The sequence below is a fragment of the Sulfurospirillum sp. SCADC genome, assembly GCF_000743525.1.
Classification (GTDB): Bacteria; Campylobacterota; Campylobacteria; order Campylobacterales; family Sulfurospirillaceae; genus Sulfurospirillum.
The window spans coordinates 111,023-127,659 of sequence record NZ_JQGK01000006.1 but is presented as its reverse complement, the minus strand read 5'-3'; the positions used below and the strand labels follow the sequence as shown (position 1 = coordinate 127,659).

Below are 16,637 nucleotides of genomic sequence, written 5' to 3'. Positions count from 1 at the left end.
ACATTGCGCTAAGTATAGCGAAAAATATCACCCAAATACAACGTTTAGAGTCTCTACTGTACTAATCAATTCCAGAAGAACGTGATTATGGAAAATCCATTTTATCCGTCAAATGTGCTGGTTTACCGCAACATTCCCACTAAAAAACTGAGTTAATAGAGCTTATAGGAATCGCTTGTTATAATCTACCTCTAACTTAATCATAAAGGCTTCACACCATGAGCGCACTCAAAACCTATGACTACACCAAAGAGCAATTGGCTGCTTTTCAATACGCTATTATCAAGATGGAAAAAGGCGATATTGTCATCAAGCTCAATCCTGAAGAGACTCCAATAGCGGTTGCTAACTTTGCAACACTTGCCAATGACAAATTTTACGATGGACTTATTTTCCACCGTGTGATCAAAAACTTTATGGCACAAGGCGGTTGCCCAAGCGGTCGTGGCACAGGCGGTCCTGGTTGGAACATCGCATGCGAATGCAAAGGTCAAAAAAGCAAACACAAACGTGGCTCACTCTCTATGGCACATGCAGGGGCAAACACAGGTGGAAGTCAGTTCTTCATCTGCTTTGTGGATTGTCCTCATTTAGATGGCGTTCATACCGTTTTTGGTGCCATCGCAAAAGATGACAAAGAGAGCTTTAAAGTGCTTGATAGCATCGCGCAAAACGATGCCATGATCACTATCGAGATCAAAGACAAGCTCTAATACGTAATCCTTACATGTAAGGCGTTACCGCTTTACATGTAAACGCTCTTTTACACTCCTTTTTGGCATCATTCCTCCGCTTCTTTGTTATAATCATCCCTTCATCTTTTCAAAAAGGATTGTTATGATTCATCGTCTCAATGCACTCTTCCCTCTTTGGGCTATTCTTTTTTCGCTGGTGGCGTATAACATGCCAACGCTTTTCGTACCGATGAAAGGCTCCATTACACCCCTGCTGATTGCCATTATGTTTTTTATGGGGGTTACCCTTCGTTTAGAAGACTTTGCACGTGTGCTCAAAGCGCCCAAAGCGATTCTTTTAACCGTGGCTTTGCAATTTTTCATTATGCCACTTGCGGCTCTTTTGATCTCAAAAGCGTTTCACTTTTCAACCGAACTCATGGTGGGAATGGTACTCGTAGGAGCGGTTTCAGGAGGTACGGCGTCGAACGTTATGACCTATCTTGCCAAAGGCGATGTCGCACTTTCGATTACGATGACACTGAGCTCAACCTTGCTCTCCGTAGTTGCCACACCATTTTTAACCCTTTTGTACGTGGGGCAAAGCGTTCCTGTTCCGGCAACCGATATACTCTTAAGCATCGCACAAATCGTACTTGCGCCTGTTGTTTTGGGCGTGATTGTGAATTATTTTTTACATGCGACTATTAAACGTTATGAGCCTTATTTAGCAACATTTTCGATGATCGCGATTGTGTTTATTATTGCGATTGTTGTCTCACTGAATCAAGGACGTATCGCCAATATTGCGTTTTTAACGGTTCTGGGCATCATGCTTCACAACCTTGCAGGACTGGCAAGTGGCTATTTTGTTGCAAAATGGCTGGGCTACAGTCATGCGATTTGCAAAACTATCGCCATTGAAGTGGGTATGCAAAACTCTGGTTTAGCCGTTGCACTCGCCATGAAATATTTCACACCACTGAGCGCACTGCCTGGAGCCATTTTCAGTGTTTGGCACAACATCTCTGGGGCGTTACTTGCAGGGTATTGGTCAAGACAAAAATAGAGTTTGAGCGTGTAAGCATCTTTACGCGCTCCTAGGGTTAAATATTAGAAGAGAGCTTACCGACCACTTTGCCAAGTACTTGCACATCTTCCGCATTGATCACTTCAGGCGCATACGCTTCGTTATCGGAGACCAAAGCTACGGTGCCATTGGCATGCAGTTGAAGACGTTTAATAAACAATCCCACAGGCGTAGAGACTACGTAAATACCCGATTTTAAAGCGTTGGTGTACTCTTTGTTGATGAACACCACATCCCCACTAAAGAGTGTTGGCTCCATCGAATCGCCCAAAACATTGATGGCTTGAATGTGCTTAATCATCCCAAGTCCGCCAAGCTTTTCAACGATCTCCTCATCAAGGTACATCATCTCACCTTCTTCGTCTTCATTCAGTGCTCCACCACCGGCTGAAGCGTAAATATCTCTAAAGTAATGCACCCGTGCAAATTTATCGGTCTCTGCTTGCAAGCTTTCCACCACTTGGTCAAACAAAAGCCAGTTAATGGAGATTTTACGTTTCGCACAAAATTCAAGAATCTCTTTATAGGGAATTTTGGCACGATTTTTCATCGTCGCAAGGGTCAATTGATTAATGCCCAACGCTTCTGCGACATCTTTATCAAATACTTTACGTTCACCCAACTCTTGGGAGAGAATATCCTTCACTTTATGCAAAACCGCTAAAATATTTGGCATTTTGTCCTCCAATATTTCATTTTGAAATATTATTGTAGCATATTTTTCATTTTGTATACAATAGTGAAAATTTTATAACAGAGGAGCCTTCAATGAAAAGTTTAATCTGTACGATCAGTCACTCACGCAAAGCCTACAATGAGTTTATGAACCGTTTTGAGCAGAAAATGCTTATTTTAAGCAATAAGATATTTTAGCAAACGCGTTCCATCTCAAACATAGAGAGGAACGCGTTAATGTGCTCATATGATTTAACGCCTCTTTTTTGTAGCCGATTGGAAATAAAACCAGATCAGTCCAATGATGGAGAGTAAAATCAAAGGGGCTAAAAAAGCATTGTCCGAAAAATAGGCGGCGATGCGCATTAAAAGCTCACCTGCCATGTAACTCCCCACACCTAAAACCAGCGCCCAAACGCACGCTGATAGGGTATTGAGGATGTGAAATTTTGTTTGGGGATACTTGGTCAAACCAATGGTCATCGGTACCAAGGTTTTCAGCCCATAGATGAATTTCTGAATAAAAATGATCTTATCGCCATACTTTTTCATCAAAATATGGCTGAGTGCCAATTTTCGCCGGTGATCTTTAAAATAGGGCATGAGTGCTTTTTTGTTGTAGCGCCCCATGTAAAATAAAAAGGAACTGCCTATGACATTGGCTAACGCTGCGACTGCAATGGACGTGCTCAAATCCATCTTACCAGCATAGCAGAGCACACCTGCGGCGATGATGGCGACCATGCCACCCCCAAAAGAGTAGAGAAAAAGGATGATGTATCCATACGTCGAGAGGGAACTTAAAATATCTTCCACATCCATCCTTAGTTTGTAAGCTTTTGTATCGTTTTGAGGAAATCCTCAACCGCATACGAAGAGACCAAACCATCGGACTCTACAATTTGTTCAGGGGTGATGTTGTTGCCATAAAGCTCAATATTTTGGTCATAGTCATGGTTCATGACCGAACCATCAATGGAGACACCTACAAAAGCGCCTTCTGTTTTGGTATAAGTATAAATTTCAGATGTAAAGTCAACTTCACTGCCTTTTCCTGCACTCTCTCCTGCAGGACCTGCCGCAACCGAAGCATCAGCCCCTAGGGTGATTTTGTTGTTCATCAGTTTTTTGACACTGTCTTTGCTTTGGAAAACCATCAAAATGTCTTTTTTCTCAACACCCAGCTGAAAGCCCAGTCCTGCACCTCCCAGTTTGACAAAGAACGGATAGCTCCACGAACCATCACTTCTACGCACAACCATCACGCCATTACCTGTTTTACCACCTAAAAACATGCTAATCTCAATGGTTCCTGGGAAAATAGCAATGGCTTGGGCTCGCTCAAGTACCTTTTGGGGAATCTTGATTTTAGAATCACGTATCATATTTTTAAGGGCATTGGATGAATCCAACAATTTTTCTTCTGCCGATGCAAAGAGTGTTGTGGTCATGAAAAGACCTATCATGAGACTAAACCATATTTTTTTCATTATCTTTACTCCTTCTATTTTGTACAACGTATTCGTAAAATGCACCCTCTTGGCGCATCAACGCTTCATGCGTTCCTGATTCAACAATGCGTCCTTTGTCCATCACATAGATAAAATCAGCTTTTTTAATCGTACTGAGCCTGTGTGCGATGATAATCGTCGTTTTACCCACAAGGTAATTTTCCAGCGCGTCAAAAAGCTTCATCTCCGTATGCACATCCAGTGCCGATGTCGATTCATCTAAAATGACCACATTGGGATTTTGAAGCACCATACGAGCAATGCTCAGACGCTGGCGTTGCCCACCGGAAAGCTTAATACCGTGCTTGCCTATTTGGGTTTGCAGACCATCAGGCAACTCATCCACAAAACTTTCCAACTGCGCAATTTGAAGCGCTTGATGCACAAGAGCTTTATCGGTTTGCTCATCCATCATCAAGTTTTGAGCCAGTGTGGCATTAAACAGTTGTGGATTTTGAAGCACCAAAAACAGATGTTCCCGCACCACATCAAGTCCTATCTCTTTAACCGAAACGCCATCAAAGAAAATATCGCCCTCATCCAAAGGATAAAGCCCAACCAGCAGATGCGCCAGTGTGGTTTTGCCACTTCCACTCGCGCCTATTATAGCGATTTTTGAGCCCTTCGGAATGGTAAGATCAATGTTTTCTAAAATTTGCTTGCTGCCATCATAGCTAAAACTGACCCCTTTGAGTTCAATCGCATTGGTGCTATTTTTCACAAAAGGATTCTTTACATGTAAACCTCGCTCTTCTGCTTTGAGCTCTAAAATCTCGTTGATCCGTGTTAAAGATTTGCCGGCATTATGGTACGCGTATTGGATATTTAAAATGTCTTGAATCGGTCCCATCATCACCCATAAATACCCAAAAATGGCAAGCATAGAACCAATACTAAGATCCGAATACGCTACCACAAAAATACTCGCCGCTCGAAAAAGCTCAAAGCCAGAGAGAAAAATGAGGAAGGAGAGACGGTTCGCGCCATCACTTTTATAGCCATAAATAATAGAACTCTCTTTGATCGACGCAGCATGCGCCTCTACTTTATAAAAAAAGAGTCTCTCTTTGTTGGTTGCGCGAATTTGCACAAACATATCGAGCGTCTCTGAGAGTGTATCTTGGAAAAGCTCAAACGCCTTGTTTTGCTCTTTTTTGAGCTTTGCCACTTTTTTGGCGAGTTTGGTGGTAAACAGAACCACGACAGGGTTTAGCACCAAGATAAAAAGCCCCAATTGCCAATGAATCATCAGCAAAACTGCCCCTACCCCCAAAATGGTAAGCACGGAAATAATGAGACGACTGACAAAAACACCTAAAAAGTTATCGATCGTTTCAACATCGGTCACAAGCAGGGAAGCCGCTTTACCTGAGCCAAAAAATTCAAATTGGCTCATCGCCACATGGCTGAGATGACCTAAAACATGGGTGCGTATTTTAAAAGCAATGTTTTTAGAAACAATCGTAAAAAGTTTTGTTTGCAGATAATTTAAGAGAAAAAAGAGAAGTCGCAGCGTCACAACAACAGCTAAGACACTCACAATGTACAAATAAGCAGGATTTGGTGAGCCGAAAAAGCTATCGACAACGTGTGTCACAAATCCTTTTTGACCAAGCAACACCTCATCTACCAACATAGGCATTAAAAGCGGTACGGGTGTGCTCACTAGCACCGCTAAAAAGGCAACCACATTGGCTAAAATCAGCTCTTTTTTATACTGTTTAACTTCGTGAAAAAGGGTTTTGAATGTGTAGTGTTTTTGCATAGTGTTCCATTAAAAGCAGTCATGCAGAGGCAAGAAGCCTCTACATGTAAAAAGCTCTAGCGTGCGAAGTCGATGGCGCGAATTTCCCTGATGACATTGACTTTAATCTCACCTGGATACTGAACTTTGCTCTCAATCTCTTGCGCGATCTCTTTGGCAAGAAGCACGGCTTCATCATCATTGATCAATTTAGCATTGGCAATGACACGGATTTCACGACCCGCATTGATCGCGTACACTTGTTTAATACCCGGTTTACTTTTCGCAATCTCTTCAATGTCTTGAACGCGTTTCAAGAAACTCTCAAGCACTTCTCGTCTGGCTCCTGGGCGCGCCGCGGAAAGCGTATCGGCAGCACACACAGCAGCAGATTCGACCGAAGTGGGCTCTTCATGACCGTGGTGCGCAAAGATCGCATTGATGACCACATCGTGCTCTTTATAACGACGGCAAATCTCAGCACCCAAATCAACGTGGCTACCCGCAGTTTCATGCGTCAAGGCTTTACCGATGTCATGCAATATACCTGCACGACGAGCAAGCAGAACATCACCACCCGTTTCAGCAGCAATGATACCGGCTAAGTGTGCGACTTCCAGTGAATGTCCGAGTGCATTTTGACCGTAACTCGCTCTAAATTTAAGACGACCGATCAATTTCACAAGCTCAGGGTGTACTTTCGTAAGACCTAGATCAATGACGATATTTTCGCCCTCTTCCATCAAGCTTTGGTCAAACTCATCTTTAACTTTTTCATAAATACCTTCAATGCGTGCAGGCTGAATACGCCCATCTTGCACCAAAAGCTCAATGACTTTGGTCGCAATCGCACGACGGTAGAGGTTAAAGCTACTTAAAATAATCGCATTGGGCGTGTCATCGATGATGATGTCAACGCCTAAAAGCATCTCAAGGGTTTTGATATTACGACCCTCTTTACCGATGATGCGCCCTTTGAGCTCATCATCTTTAATATTGACAACGTTAATCAGACGTTCTGCCGCAAACTCTCCTGCAAAACGGGTCGTTGCTTGCGCTAAAATGTAATTCACACGACGTTTAATATCTTGTTTTGCCTCTTCTTCAAGGCGTCTGACGGTATGGGCGATTTCTGCGCGAGATTGCTCTTCGACTTTGGCTAAAACGATCTCTTTGGCTTCATTTTGAGTGAGCCCTGAGGAGCGCTCTAAAACTAAAAGCGCTTCACTCACTTTCGTGGTGTACTCCTCTTTAAGCTGTGCTCCCTCATCAAAGAGTGCATTGGCACTGTTTTGCAAGAGTTGAAGCTCTTCGCGATCTTTGGTGATTTTTCGAAGCTCTTCTTTGTAGCCACGCTCTTTTTTATCCAACTCTAACATCTTTTCAGAATGCTCTTTTTTAAGCGTGATCGTACGATCTTCGTATTTGCGTTTCGCCTCTAGTTCAGCCTCTTTAACCTTAATGTTACTGCTACTAAGGATGAGTTCCGCTTCGTGTTCAATGGCTTTGGCTTTGGCCCTTGCTTGGGCAACATGTATTTCATAATTGGCAGCTTCCATCTTTTTGGCGATGAAAAATCCTGCAACGCCGCTTGCTAGTGCAGCTCCGCCGACCGCTAATGACTCTAAGACCATTTGTCCCTCTTTTGATAATAGTTTTATAGGGGGTTAAATAAATATCTGCTGCAATATCATGTGGTTCGCATATTAGGCTTTGTGTCATACAAAACTCCCTTTGAACAAATGCTATTGGAGGTTTAGGTTCAAGCGATGCAAAAAAACGATCGTACATCCCTTTACCAAAACCAATTCGTTTGAATGCCCCATCAACCCCTATGACAGGCACTATCGCAAAATCAATTTTTGGTTTAACAGCAAACGAGTTTCGAGGCTCTTCGATGTTAAATTTTTTCTTACTTGAAGGCAATCTCCATTTTACCATCTTGAAACTAATACCTTCCATAAACGGAACATAAACGTTACATTTTCTTCGTCTACATGTAGCGATAATGCCTCTGGTATTGGCTTCTATAGGCAATGAAACATAGAGTAAAATAGAGCGTACTTTAAGGTGATCTACCATCGCTAAAATCTGTTTTTCAACAAGTTTATCGCGCTTGTAACCATTGTGAACGAAGCTTAATTTTGCCCGTGCGAAGGAGCGAAAATCCGACTTAGTCTCGAACTTAATTTTTTGCATTGTTGTCACTTTAAGGCATGTTTGAATACAATCATAGCCATTATAATAGACTTCGTGCCGTTTTGCAAGAAGTCTCTGCCTCATTTGAGGCAAGCTTAAGCGCCCTAGTGGCTAACGTAGCTTTTGAAGCTTTGCTTAAAAAGCGTATCAAAGAGAGTTTCATACAAACTCTGAATTAAAAGGATCCTAATGAAATTTTGGTTTGCTCTGTGTATCGCATGCTCTGTGCTCTTTTTTAACGGGTGCTCCTCTGAAAAAAAGAAAGCGGATGACAACTCCTCTAACGCTAAAGAAGAGGCTAAAAGTGAAAAAATTGTACTGCAAGATGTTTCTGGCAAAGAGATTGTTGTAACCACACGTGATAAAGGATTTAGTTTTGCTGGATTTGAAAATAAAGTCGTTTTAGTCAACTTTTTTACCACATGGTGCCCTCCGTGTAAGGCTGAAATTCCCCATCTGAACAACCTTCAAGAGAAATACAAAGACAATTTTGTCATCATTAGCGTTCTTTTAGAAGAGAATAAATCCAATGAAGAGGTCAATAGCTTTATCAAATACAACAATATTAATTACATTATCACGAACAGTATTGAAAACTTCAAACTCGCACAAAGTGCAGGTGGCGTTAAAAATATTCCTCTGATGTTTTTATACGATAAAGAGGGTAAATACTCAACCCATTACGTAGGGGCAATTCCTGAAGAGATGATTGACGCTGATATTAAAAAAGTGCTCTAATGTTTAGTTTTATTAAAAAAGGACTTGGTAAAACACTCGGGGCGATCAAAGAGATTCTGCCTGAGAAAGTCGAAAAAATCGACAAAACGCTTTTAGAAGAGATCTTAATCGAATCTGACATTCCTTATGAGCTCGTTGAAGAGATTATCTACTATCTACCTCCTTCTCAAACGGTGGTGCGCGACGATGTCAAACGCGTTCTCAAAGCCTATTTTAAATACGACACAACCGCTTTAGCGCACACACAAGAGACTCCTTTTGTGGAGCTCATTATTGGCGTGAATGGTGCAGGAAAAACAACGACAATTGCCAAGCTCGCACACAACTACACCAAAGAGAACCAAAGTGTGCTTTTGGGTGCTGCTGACACGTTTAGAGCCGCAGCGATTGAACAGCTCAAAAGCTGGGCAGAGAAGATTGATGTCGGCATCATCTACACGCAACAAGGGCACGATCCTTCCGCTGTAGCGTACGATACGATTAGCTCTGCCGTGGCTAAAAAGATCGATCACGTCATCATCGATACCGCAGGACGTCTGCATAACCAAGTCAACCTTGCCAATGAACTGAAAAAAATCGTGCGCATCTGTGATAAAGCGCTCAGCGGAGCGCCGCATCGTAAAATTCTCATTTTAGATGGTACACAAGGAACCTCTGCCATTAACCAAGCCAAAGCGTTTCATGAGATGATCGGCATTGATGCAATCATCATCACCAAGCTTGATGGTACCGCAAAAGGCGGTTCACTATTTGGTATCGCCAACGCGCTGAAACTTCCTATTATCTACGTAGGTGTGGGTGAAGGCAAAGACGATCTGATTCCATTTAATGCCGATGATTACATCAATACGATTTTAGACTCCATTTTTACGCAAACTCATGGCTAAAAAACAGATCCTTTTCGAGTGCCAAGCCTGTGGACACCAAAGTGCCAAATGGCTTGGTAAATGCCCAAATTGCGGTGCATGGGATGAGTACATTGAACTCAGTGAAAAACAGATAGAAGTTCTTAAAGAGATCAATTCCAAGCCTACAACCCACACCCAAAGTAGTGCCATTCCCATTACAGAAGTCAGCTTTGAGCAGGTTGAGCGTTACAGCTCAGGGGATCGTGAGCTTGATTTAGTCCTAGGGGGTGGCATCGTTCAAGGAAGTTTGACACTGATTGGCGGAAGCCCCGGTGTTGGCAAATCCACACTGCTCCTTAAAATTGCCGGCAATCTTGCCAAAGAGGGGAAAAAAGTTCTCTATGTCAGTGGGGAAGAGTCTTCAAGCCAGATCAAACTTCGTGCGAACCGCGTGGATAGCAATTATCCCAATCTTTATTTACTCTCCGAAATCAGACTCGATACAATTTTTAAAGAGCTTGAAACGCACGCATTTGAAGTGCTCATTATCGACTCCATCCAAACGATTTACAGCGAAAAAGTGGCGTCTGCCCCCGGGAGTGTTTCACAGGTACGCGAAATTACGTTTGAGCTCATGCGTTACGGGAAAGATAAAAATATCGCTATTTTTATCATCGGACATATCACCAAAGAGGGCTCCATCGCTGGGCCTCGTGTACTGGAACACATGGTCGATACGGTGCTCTATTTTGAAGGCGACTCTTCGCGTGAACTTCGTCTGCTTCGTGGGTTTAAGAACCGTTTTGGAACGACCAGCGAAGTGGGCATCTTTGAGATGACCAAAGCTGGACTGGTCAGTGCCAAAGACATCTCCAAAAAGTTTTTTACCCGGGGCAAAGCACAAGCGGGTTCTGCTATCACCGTTTTGATGGAAGGAAGCCGTCCGATTGTCTTGGAAGTGCAAGCATTGGTCAGCGATAGTGGCTACCCGAACCCCAAACGCAGTGCCACAGGCTATGAACTCAACCGCCTTACGATGCTTTTAGCACTTTTGGAGCGCAAACTTGACCTACCGTTTAACCAGTACGATGTCTACATCAACATCGCTGGAGGCATCAAGATCAGCGAAACATCCGCCGATCTTGCTATTATTGCTGCGATTATTAGCTCATATCGTAACCGACCGATTAGTAAAGATACGATTTTTATTGGCGAAGTCTCGTTGATTGGCGATGTACGCGACATCTTCAACCTCGACCTCAGACTCAAAGAGGCGAAGTCACAGCAGTTTGAAAAAGCGGTCGTTCCATCCCTTCCTTTGGAGAAGATTGAGGGACTCAAGTGTTATAATATTGATGAAGTTTCAAAATTAATCGAATGGATGTAAATTTTTAACGAAATTAAACGATATACAGGCAAAGTATATTTACATGTAAAAGGATAACGAATGGCTAAAAAACCTGAAGATGGCGATGGAGCAGTTGAAAAAAAATCTAAAAGCAATATGGTACTGATCATTGTCGTTGTTCTTTTAGTTGTTCTGCTTCTAGGTGGCGGTGCTGCGGCATTTTTCCTCTTAGGAAGCCATGACGAAGAAGCAGCAGCGGTAGCACCCTCTTCTCACGATACCAAAGTTGAGAAGAAAAAAAGCAGTAGTAAAAAATCAACCGATCACTTAGCCATTGGTCCCATGTACCCGATGGCACAATTTGTTGTGAACTTACTCAGCGAAAGTGGCAATCGCTTCTTAAAAGTTTCCATTGATTTAGAACTCAGTGACGTCAAACTTCAACCTGAAATGGATCATAAAAAGTCTTTAATCAGAGACATTATCATTCGTACCTTCTCTTCGAAAACCTTTGAAGAGATCAGTACCTTGAAGGGCAAAGATAAGCTCAAAGAAGAGGTTCTTGACAAGATCAATGAAAATCTCTCCGATGGAGAAGTTAAAAATATCTACTTTACAGACTTCGTGGTTCAATGATCGGTATAGACCTCATCAGTGTTGAGCGAATCACCAAACTCAAAAAGCGCTTTGGAGACAAGGCGCTTGCTAAATTTTTATCTCCTGAGGAAATTGCTTTAGCGAAAAGCGATGCAACGGCAGCTGGATTTTTTGCGGCCAAAGAGGCGGTTTCTAAAGCGCTAGGAATTGGCATCAGCGCGCAGTGCGGTTTTATGGATATTCAGCTCACCAAAGATGCCAAAAATGCACCCTCGTTTACCCTCTCAGCACATCTCATCGAAGCGTATGCCATCACCGATCTCTCACTTTCCATCACGCACGACAACGGCTTTGCAATCGCCGTAGCGGTTATTGAAGGCGAACGTACCTCCAAAAAACTCTCTCACTAAGCACCACCACCCACAAACTGTAAAAACTCGACTTTGTCATTTTCGACAAGTTCGTAACTTTCCCACAACTCTTTTTTGACAACGTTCATATTGACCGCGGCTGCCATCACTTTGCTTTCAATGCCCAGCTCATCCAAAAGCGCTTGAATGCTCTTTGCTTCACTCTCTTTGTGTTCACCATTCACAATCAACTGCATCCCACTTCTCCTTTGCGAAAACACGCCATTTTAAACCGCTCCCCCATAAACGAAGGGTCGATCAATGGTTTAATTTTATTCATTTCACGCTCGTACTGTTTTTCTGAAACGTTTTTGGCGAACAGTTCTAACAGTTCCACTAAGCCAAAATCGACCAAGGCTTTCATCTGTGTCGCGTACGCATGCACACGAATACCGCTTTTTTCAAACGCATAAAAAAGATGGCTAAAGTTGACATCATACGTGATGTCGGAGCGTGCAAAAAAGGTATTAAAATCGCTTTTTTCACGCAGTTTCTCTTCCACCAAATCGCTCAGTGCAAAAAAAGGATAAACCTGATGAGAGGCATACACGCGCAGTGAAAAATCACCTCTCGCCTCTTTATCGCCATAATCAAACGTCACAAACTCAAAACGCTCACAACATCGCGCCATTGCCTCTGCAAAAGGTTCATATCCCAAACAGAGTTCCCCTTTGGTGATGCCGTACTCTTTGGCTTTTTTACATGTAAAAGCATCCATCGTCTCAAAAAAAACGGTGTTGTTTTCAACCAAAAGCATCTGATCGTCTTTAATGAGCTCACACGAAAACGCGTCAAAAATCTCATTCGCCACGAAGAATGCCTCTTTACATGTAAACGCTTCCAAAGAGTTTACATGTAAAAGCTTTATCGCATCGCCAAACGCCTCTTCAAAGTAGGCTTTTTGCATCGCTTGATTTGCAGCAAAAGGCTCAACGATGATGAAGGTAAGGGTTTGAAGGAGTTCAGGTTTGAGAGTGTAGATAAATTGAATCATATCGGCAAGTAAATAGCCTTTGTGCGCACCGATCTCAACGACACTGCAAGCAGGGCTTAAAAACCCGCTCTCTATCGTTGAAATCAGCCGCTTGGCAATCGTTCCACCAAAGAACATGCTCGTACTTACAGCGGTGTAAAAGTCACCCTCTTTTCCGATAGTGCGCACATTGCTGTAGTAGCCATCATTGCCATAGAGCCACGCTTGCATATACGCGCTAAATTTCATGTTTCTCTTTTATAAAAGCGCTTGACACGCACTCTCTAGGCGTTTAAAGCCCTCATCGATCTCTTCTTTTGAGATCGTGAGTGGTGGAAGGAAACGAAGCGTATTTTTGCCCGCTTTAAGCACCAAAACGCCCTGCTCAAATGCCTTTTTAATGACGTTTGCCAAAATATCGCCACTTTGACACTTAATGCCACGCATCAACCCAAGCCCTTCAACACTCTCAAAAAGTGTCGGAAAGGCTTTACATGTCACTTTGAGTTTAGCATCAAAATAGATCAACGCTTCATCCAGCATACCGCTTTGTTTGTACTCTTCTAAAATGGTAAGTGCTTCGAGTCCTGCGCGTGTGGAGAGAAAATTGCCGCCAAACGTACTGCCGTGATCGCCTGCTTCAAAAATATCTTTGTGCTTGCTAATCACCGCACCAATAGGCACGCCACCAGCCAACCCTTTGGCAAGCGTAATGATGTCTGGCTCGATCTCATACAAACTTGTCGCTAAAAATTCACCACTTCTAAACACACCGCTTTGGACTTCATCGATGATAAGCAAAATCTCTTTCTCTTTCAAAAATTTTGCCAAATCTTGAATCTCTTTTTTAGGAAACGCCTTAACGCCACCCTCACCTTGCACGAGTTCAATCATAACAGCAACCGTCTCATCATCAATCGCATTGTAAAGATCTGCGATCTCTTTGGTGTACGAAAATCCCTCAGGATACGGAGCAAAAGCGGTTTTATGAAAGCTCTCTTGACCTGTGGCTTTCACGGTTGTAATCGTACGTCCGTGGAACGAGTGCTCTAGGGTTAGGACTTTGTATTTTTTATTGGCAAATTTTTTCTCACCATACTTTCGTGCGAGTTTAATCGCACCCTCGTTCGCCTCAGCACCTGAGTTTCCAAAAAAGACTCCTACATCAAAACCAGTGAGTTCATTGATTTTTTTGGCTAATTTTGCTTGGGGCTCGATCATGTAAAGGTTTGATGTATGAATGATATGGCGTGCTTGATCAGCGACCGCATCGGCGAGTCTTTGGTTGCCATGCCCCACGCTTACCACACCTATACCGCTTGTAAAATCAATATAGTCTCTTCCTTTATCATCAAAAAGGGTTGCGTTGATGCCGTGTTTAAAATTGACATAGTTTCTTGCATACGTCTGCAACACATACTCTTTATCCATTGTTTCAAAATCCATGATTACTCCTCTAAAAAAACGCCATTATACCGAAAAAAACCTTACCCAATTTTTGGCAAATGCCACTGTTTGTAATACGCCAACAACCGTAACGCCACGCCAAAGGCAAAAACAGCCATCACAGGCAGATAGCCGCTGATGTCAAACTGCGCAAAACCAAACAAAATTGCCCCAACTAACAGCGAGACGGTACCGTAAAATTCACTGATCAAAAGCAGTGGTACACGGTTGAGCAAGATGTCTCTTACTACACCTCCCCCCACGGCCGTTACAAGCGCCATTAGCACAACTCCAAAAAAGTTAAACTCTACTTGCAGCGCAATGAGTGCTCCTGAAATCGAAAACGAAACCAGCCCCAATGTATCGCTGATAATAAAATAAAACGTTTTCTCTATCTCACCTTTTAGGTGAAGTTTGAAAAACGTGCTCAAAAGAATCACGGCAATCACCAAAATAGAAGGCATGAGATGCGTAAAGGTGTACGGAGCACGATCACACAGCATATCACGCACCAATCCACCGCCCAATGCCGTTAAAAATGAAGCGATAAAAATGCCCAAAAGATCAAGTTTTTCCTTGATAGCCACATAAAAACCACTCAGGGCAAACGCAATGGTACCGATAATTTCGGCGACTTCAAGCTCAACCATGACTCGCCTTTAACGTGTCCAAGTAGCGCTCCAAAATCACTTTAGCCGCCATGGAGTCGATACGTCCATCGCGCTTTTGACGAATAAGACCTTGCATCATCTCTTTGGCTTCATTGCTTGAGCCATACTCATCTTGGTACACCACTTCGCCACTAAAAGTGAGCAAACTCACAAAGTGTTTGATGCGTCGTTCCATCTCGTCACTGCTACTGCCGCCTTTGGGAAGCCCCACAACCAAAAGCTCTATGCTCCACTCCTTCAAAAAAGCATCCACATCGCGTGCCGCTTGGTCTCGATTTTTACGCAGTATCGCCTCTTGTGGAGATACGATGCCCATACTCAAACAGAGTGCTACACCAATACGCTTTAACCCAATATCAATACTTGCCATTTTTTTCACATAAAACTCATTTGTTGGAATTCATTTATTCTATCCAAGATTGATTTAAAGCGCTCTTTTTCGCTTTACATGTAAGCCCGATTCTGTGCTATAATCCACCACAATTTTTCGTGCCAAAAGGTATGTCATGCAATCACTTAGAACATTTTACTGTATTGGGCATGGACCCTCTTCAAGCCACACAATGGGACCTTTTAATGCGGGCACGATTTTTAAAAAACGCTTTCCAGATGCTTCGCTCTACCGTGTCACCCTTTTTGGCTCACTCGCTGCAACAGGCAAAGGTCACCTAACCGACGATGCCTTGCATCAAGCCTTAGCCTCAGCAGGCGTTGAGATACTCTTTCGTCCCGACATCACCAAACCCTTTCACTCCAATGGTATGGTGTTTGAAGCTTTTAATGAAACCAAAGAGCTGCTTGGCTCGTGGGAAGTCTACAGCGTTGGGGGTAGTGCGCTTAAAGAAGTAGGTGACAATCCCTTAACGGAGCCTTCGATCTATCCGCTGACAACGTTTAACGCCATTATGCAGTGGTGTGAAAAAGAGCACAAAGAGCTATGGCAATACGTCGAAACCTACGAAGGTGAAGCGATTTGGGAGTATCTTGCAGAAGTCTGGCAAAGCATGCAAACCACGATCGATCGAGGCTTGAAACAAACCGGCGTCCTGCCAGGCATCTTGCAATATCCCAGAAAAGCTCCCATGTTTTTTGCCAAAGCGCGCAAAGAAGAGAAACGCGCACACGGCATCATCTTCGCGTATGCTCTAGCAACCAGTGAAGAGAATGCTTCAGGCAATATCGTCGTGACCGCACCGACGTGTGGAGCCTGTGGCGTCGTACCTGCCGTACTTCGCTACCTCAAAGAGCTTTACAACTTAGATCAAATCGATTGCTTACGTGCCCTTGCCGTTGCAGGACTTTTGGGAAATATCGTGAAGTTCAATGGCTCCATTTCAGGCGCAGAAGTGGGCTGTCAGGGGGAAGTGGGTGTTGCCTGTTCGATGGCAGCTGGCATGGCATCGTACCTCTTTGGCGGCAATTTACAACAGATTGATTACGCCGCGGAGATGGGACTCGAGCACCACCTTGGCATGACGTGCGATCCTATTGCGGGCTACGTGCAAGTACCCTGCATCGAGCGCAACGCTGTGGCAGCGATCCGCGCCATTGACGCAGCAGAATACACTTCCTACACCGATGGAGCGCATAAAGTAAGCTTCGATGAGATCATCCAAACGATGGTCGAAACGGGCAAAGATATGAACACGAAGTACAAAGAGACCTCACTCGGAGGTCTAGCGAAACGTTATCTGTAGAGTTTTACATATAAAG

19 protein-coding genes are annotated in these 16,637 nt (G+C 43.4%); 8 read left to right on the top strand and 11 right to left on the bottom strand.

Translation table 11 applies throughout. The features are described 5' to 3' along the window. Positions 1–218 precede the first annotated feature (218 nt). On the top strand, positions 219–713 hold the full coding sequence (locus JU57_RS05595) for a peptidylprolyl isomerase (protein WP_037958046.1): 495 nt from the start codon (positions 219–221) through the stop codon (positions 711–713). Positions 714–837: 124 nt separating this feature from the next. Next, a complete protein-coding gene (locus JU57_RS05590) occupies positions 838–1,743 on the top strand; it encodes a bile acid:sodium symporter family protein (protein ID WP_037958043.1) in 906 nt (301 codons plus the stop codon). A 37-nt stretch (positions 1,744–1,780) separates the two neighbouring features. Here JU57_RS05590 and JU57_RS05585 read toward each other — a convergent pair whose 3' ends face one another. The 6 genes from JU57_RS05585 to JU57_RS05560 form a co-directional block, all read right to left on the bottom strand. After that, positions 1,781–2,440: a LexA family transcriptional regulator gene (locus JU57_RS05585; protein WP_037958040.1), complete on the bottom strand. Its 660-nt coding sequence runs from the start codon at positions 2,438–2,440 to the stop codon at positions 1,781–1,783. Between the two features lie 251 nt (positions 2,441–2,691). Beyond that, positions 2,692–3,255, bottom strand: coding sequence for a DedA family protein (locus JU57_RS05580; RefSeq protein ID WP_037958037.1), 564 nt, complete (start codon positions 3,253–3,255; stop codon positions 2,692–2,694). An 8-nt stretch (positions 3,256–3,263) separates the two neighbouring features. After that, the gene (locus JU57_RS05575) at positions 3,264–3,929 is read right to left on the bottom strand and encodes a lipid-binding SYLF domain-containing protein (protein WP_037958034.1); all 666 of its coding nucleotides are present in this window, start codon (positions 3,927–3,929) and stop codon (positions 3,264–3,266) included. Continuing rightward, entirely contained in the window at positions 3,910–5,715 is a 1,806-nt protein-coding gene (locus JU57_RS05570; protein WP_051906634.1) for an ABC transporter ATP-binding protein, read from the bottom strand. The genes JU57_RS05575 and JU57_RS05570 overlap by 20 nt, the downstream gene beginning before the upstream one ends. Before the next feature lie 56 nt (positions 5,716–5,771). Next, positions 5,772–7,328: a ribonuclease Y gene (gene rny / locus JU57_RS05565; protein WP_037958031.1), complete on the bottom strand. Its 1,557-nt coding sequence runs from the start codon at positions 7,326–7,328 to the stop codon at positions 5,772–5,774. Continuing rightward, a complete protein-coding gene (locus JU57_RS05560; protein WP_294876117.1) occupies positions 7,234–7,893 on the bottom strand; it encodes a 5-formyltetrahydrofolate cyclo-ligase in 660 nt (219 codons plus the stop codon). Before JU57_RS05560 ends, rny begins: the two co-directional genes overlap by 95 nt. Before the next feature lie 189 nt (positions 7,894–8,082). Between JU57_RS05560 and JU57_RS05555 the strand changes: the two genes are divergently transcribed. From JU57_RS05555 to acpS, 5 genes are read left to right on the top strand one after another with little or no spacing between them, the layout of a single operon-like run. Then, the gene (locus JU57_RS05555) at positions 8,083–8,631 is read left to right on the top strand and encodes a TlpA disulfide reductase family protein (RefSeq protein WP_037958027.1); all 549 of its coding nucleotides are present in this window, start codon (positions 8,083–8,085) and stop codon (positions 8,629–8,631) included. Next, a complete protein-coding gene (gene ftsY / locus JU57_RS05550) occupies positions 8,631–9,518 on the top strand; it encodes a signal recognition particle-docking protein FtsY (protein WP_037958025.1) in 888 nt (295 codons plus the stop codon). The genes JU57_RS05555 and ftsY overlap by 1 nt, the downstream gene beginning before the upstream one ends. Further along, positions 9,511–10,866 carry a DNA repair protein RadA gene (gene radA / locus JU57_RS05545; protein ID WP_037958022.1) on the top strand — a complete coding sequence of 452 codons (1,356 nt, stop codon included), beginning with the start codon at positions 9,511–9,513 and terminating at the stop codon, positions 10,864–10,866. Before ftsY ends, radA begins: the two co-directional genes overlap by 8 nt. A 60-nt stretch (positions 10,867–10,926) precedes the next feature. Continuing rightward, positions 10,927–11,463: a flagellar basal body-associated protein FliL gene (fliL, locus tag JU57_RS05540; RefSeq protein ID WP_037958019.1), complete on the top strand. Its 537-nt coding sequence runs from the start codon at positions 10,927–10,929 to the stop codon at positions 11,461–11,463. Beyond that, positions 11,460–11,834, top strand: coding sequence for a holo-ACP synthase (gene acpS / locus JU57_RS05535; RefSeq protein WP_037958017.1), 375 nt, complete (start codon positions 11,460–11,462; stop codon positions 11,832–11,834). The genes fliL and acpS overlap by 4 nt, the downstream gene beginning before the upstream one ends. Here the strand turns inward: acpS and thiS are convergent. From thiS to ruvX, 5 genes are read right to left on the bottom strand one after another with little or no spacing between them, the layout of a single operon-like run. After that, positions 11,831–12,031: a sulfur carrier protein ThiS gene (thiS, locus tag JU57_RS05530; protein WP_037958014.1), complete on the bottom strand. Its 201-nt coding sequence runs from the start codon at positions 12,029–12,031 to the stop codon at positions 11,831–11,833. The genes acpS and thiS overlap by 4 nt on opposite strands. Beyond that, positions 12,022–13,056 (bottom strand): SAM-dependent methyltransferase, encoded by a 1,035-nt coding sequence (locus tag JU57_RS05525; protein WP_037958011.1) that lies wholly within the window; start codon positions 13,054–13,056, stop codon positions 12,022–12,024. Before JU57_RS05525 ends, thiS begins: the two co-directional genes overlap by 10 nt. Before the next feature lie 9 nt (positions 13,057–13,065). Next, positions 13,066–14,253, bottom strand: a complete 1,188-nt coding sequence (locus tag JU57_RS05520) for an aspartate aminotransferase family protein (protein WP_294876106.1) — start codon at positions 14,251–14,253, stop codon at positions 13,066–13,068. A gap of 41 nt (positions 14,254–14,294) precedes the next feature. Beyond that, complete coding sequence (locus JU57_RS05515) at positions 14,295–14,903, bottom strand: trimeric intracellular cation channel family protein (protein ID WP_037958005.1); 609 nt, start codon at positions 14,901–14,903, stop codon at positions 14,295–14,297. After that, the gene (ruvX, locus tag JU57_RS05510) at positions 14,896–15,294 is read right to left on the bottom strand and encodes a Holliday junction resolvase RuvX (protein WP_037958122.1); all 399 of its coding nucleotides are present in this window, start codon (positions 15,292–15,294) and stop codon (positions 14,896–14,898) included. The genes JU57_RS05515 and ruvX overlap by 8 nt, the downstream gene beginning before the upstream one ends. Before the next feature lie 136 nt (positions 15,295–15,430). On the opposite strand from ruvX, the gene JU57_RS05505 reads away from it, so the two are divergent. Continuing rightward, positions 15,431–16,621 (top strand): L-serine ammonia-lyase, encoded by a 1,191-nt coding sequence (locus JU57_RS05505; RefSeq protein ID WP_037958002.1) that lies wholly within the window; start codon positions 15,431–15,433, stop codon positions 16,619–16,621. The last annotated feature ends 16 nt before the right edge of the window (positions 16,622–16,637 follow it).

What these genes read in the sequence shown, in the direction of transcription:
- JU57_RS05595 (WP_037958046.1), top strand. Translation starts at nt 219, where the DNA reads ATGAGCGCACTCAAAACCTATGACTACACCAAAGAGCAATTGGCTGCT.
- JU57_RS05590 (WP_037958043.1), top strand. Translation starts at nt 838, where the DNA reads ATGATTCATCGTCTCAATGCACTCTTCCCTCTTTGGGCTATTCTTTTT.
- JU57_RS05585 (WP_037958040.1), bottom strand. Translation starts at nt 2,440, where the DNA reads ATGCCAAATATTTTAGCGGTTTTGCATAAAGTGAAGGATATTCTCTCC.
- JU57_RS05575 (WP_037958034.1), bottom strand. Translation starts at nt 3,929, where the DNA reads ATGAAAAAAATATGGTTTAGTCTCATGATAGGTCTTTTCATGACCACA.
- JU57_RS05570 (WP_051906634.1), bottom strand. Translation starts at nt 5,715, where the DNA reads ATGCAAAAACACTACACATTCAAAACCCTTTTTCACGAAGTTAAACAG.
- rny (WP_037958031.1), bottom strand. Translation starts at nt 7,328, where the DNA reads ATGGTCTTAGAGTCATTAGCGGTCGGCGGAGCTGCACTAGCAAGCGGC.
- JU57_RS05560 (WP_294876117.1), bottom strand. Translation starts at nt 7,893, where the DNA reads ATGCAAAAAATTAAGTTCGAGACTAAGTCGGATTTTCGCTCCTTCGCA.
- JU57_RS05555 (WP_037958027.1), top strand. Translation starts at nt 8,083, where the DNA reads ATGAAATTTTGGTTTGCTCTGTGTATCGCATGCTCTGTGCTCTTTTTT.
- ftsY (WP_037958025.1), top strand. Translation starts at nt 8,631, where the DNA reads ATGTTTAGTTTTATTAAAAAAGGACTTGGTAAAACACTCGGGGCGATC.
- radA (WP_037958022.1), top strand. Translation starts at nt 9,511, where the DNA reads ATGGCTAAAAAACAGATCCTTTTCGAGTGCCAAGCCTGTGGACACCAA.
- fliL (WP_037958019.1), top strand. Translation starts at nt 10,927, where the DNA reads ATGGCTAAAAAACCTGAAGATGGCGATGGAGCAGTTGAAAAAAAATCT.
- acpS (WP_037958017.1), top strand. Translation starts at nt 11,460, where the DNA reads ATGATCGGTATAGACCTCATCAGTGTTGAGCGAATCACCAAACTCAAA.
- thiS (WP_037958014.1), bottom strand. Translation starts at nt 12,031, where the DNA reads ATGCAGTTGATTGTGAATGGTGAACACAAAGAGAGTGAAGCAAAGAGC.
- JU57_RS05525 (WP_037958011.1), bottom strand. Translation starts at nt 13,056, where the DNA reads ATGAAATTTAGCGCGTATATGCAAGCGTGGCTCTATGGCAATGATGGC.
- JU57_RS05520 (WP_294876106.1), bottom strand. Translation starts at nt 14,253, where the DNA reads ATGGATTTTGAAACAATGGATAAAGAGTATGTGTTGCAGACGTATGCA.
- JU57_RS05515 (WP_037958005.1), bottom strand. Translation starts at nt 14,903, where the DNA reads ATGGTTGAGCTTGAAGTCGCCGAAATTATCGGTACCATTGCGTTTGCC.
- ruvX (WP_037958122.1), bottom strand. Translation starts at nt 15,294, where the DNA reads ATGGCAAGTATTGATATTGGGTTAAAGCGTATTGGTGTAGCACTCTGT.
- JU57_RS05505 (WP_037958002.1), top strand. Translation starts at nt 15,431, where the DNA reads ATGCAATCACTTAGAACATTTTACTGTATTGGGCATGGACCCTCTTCA.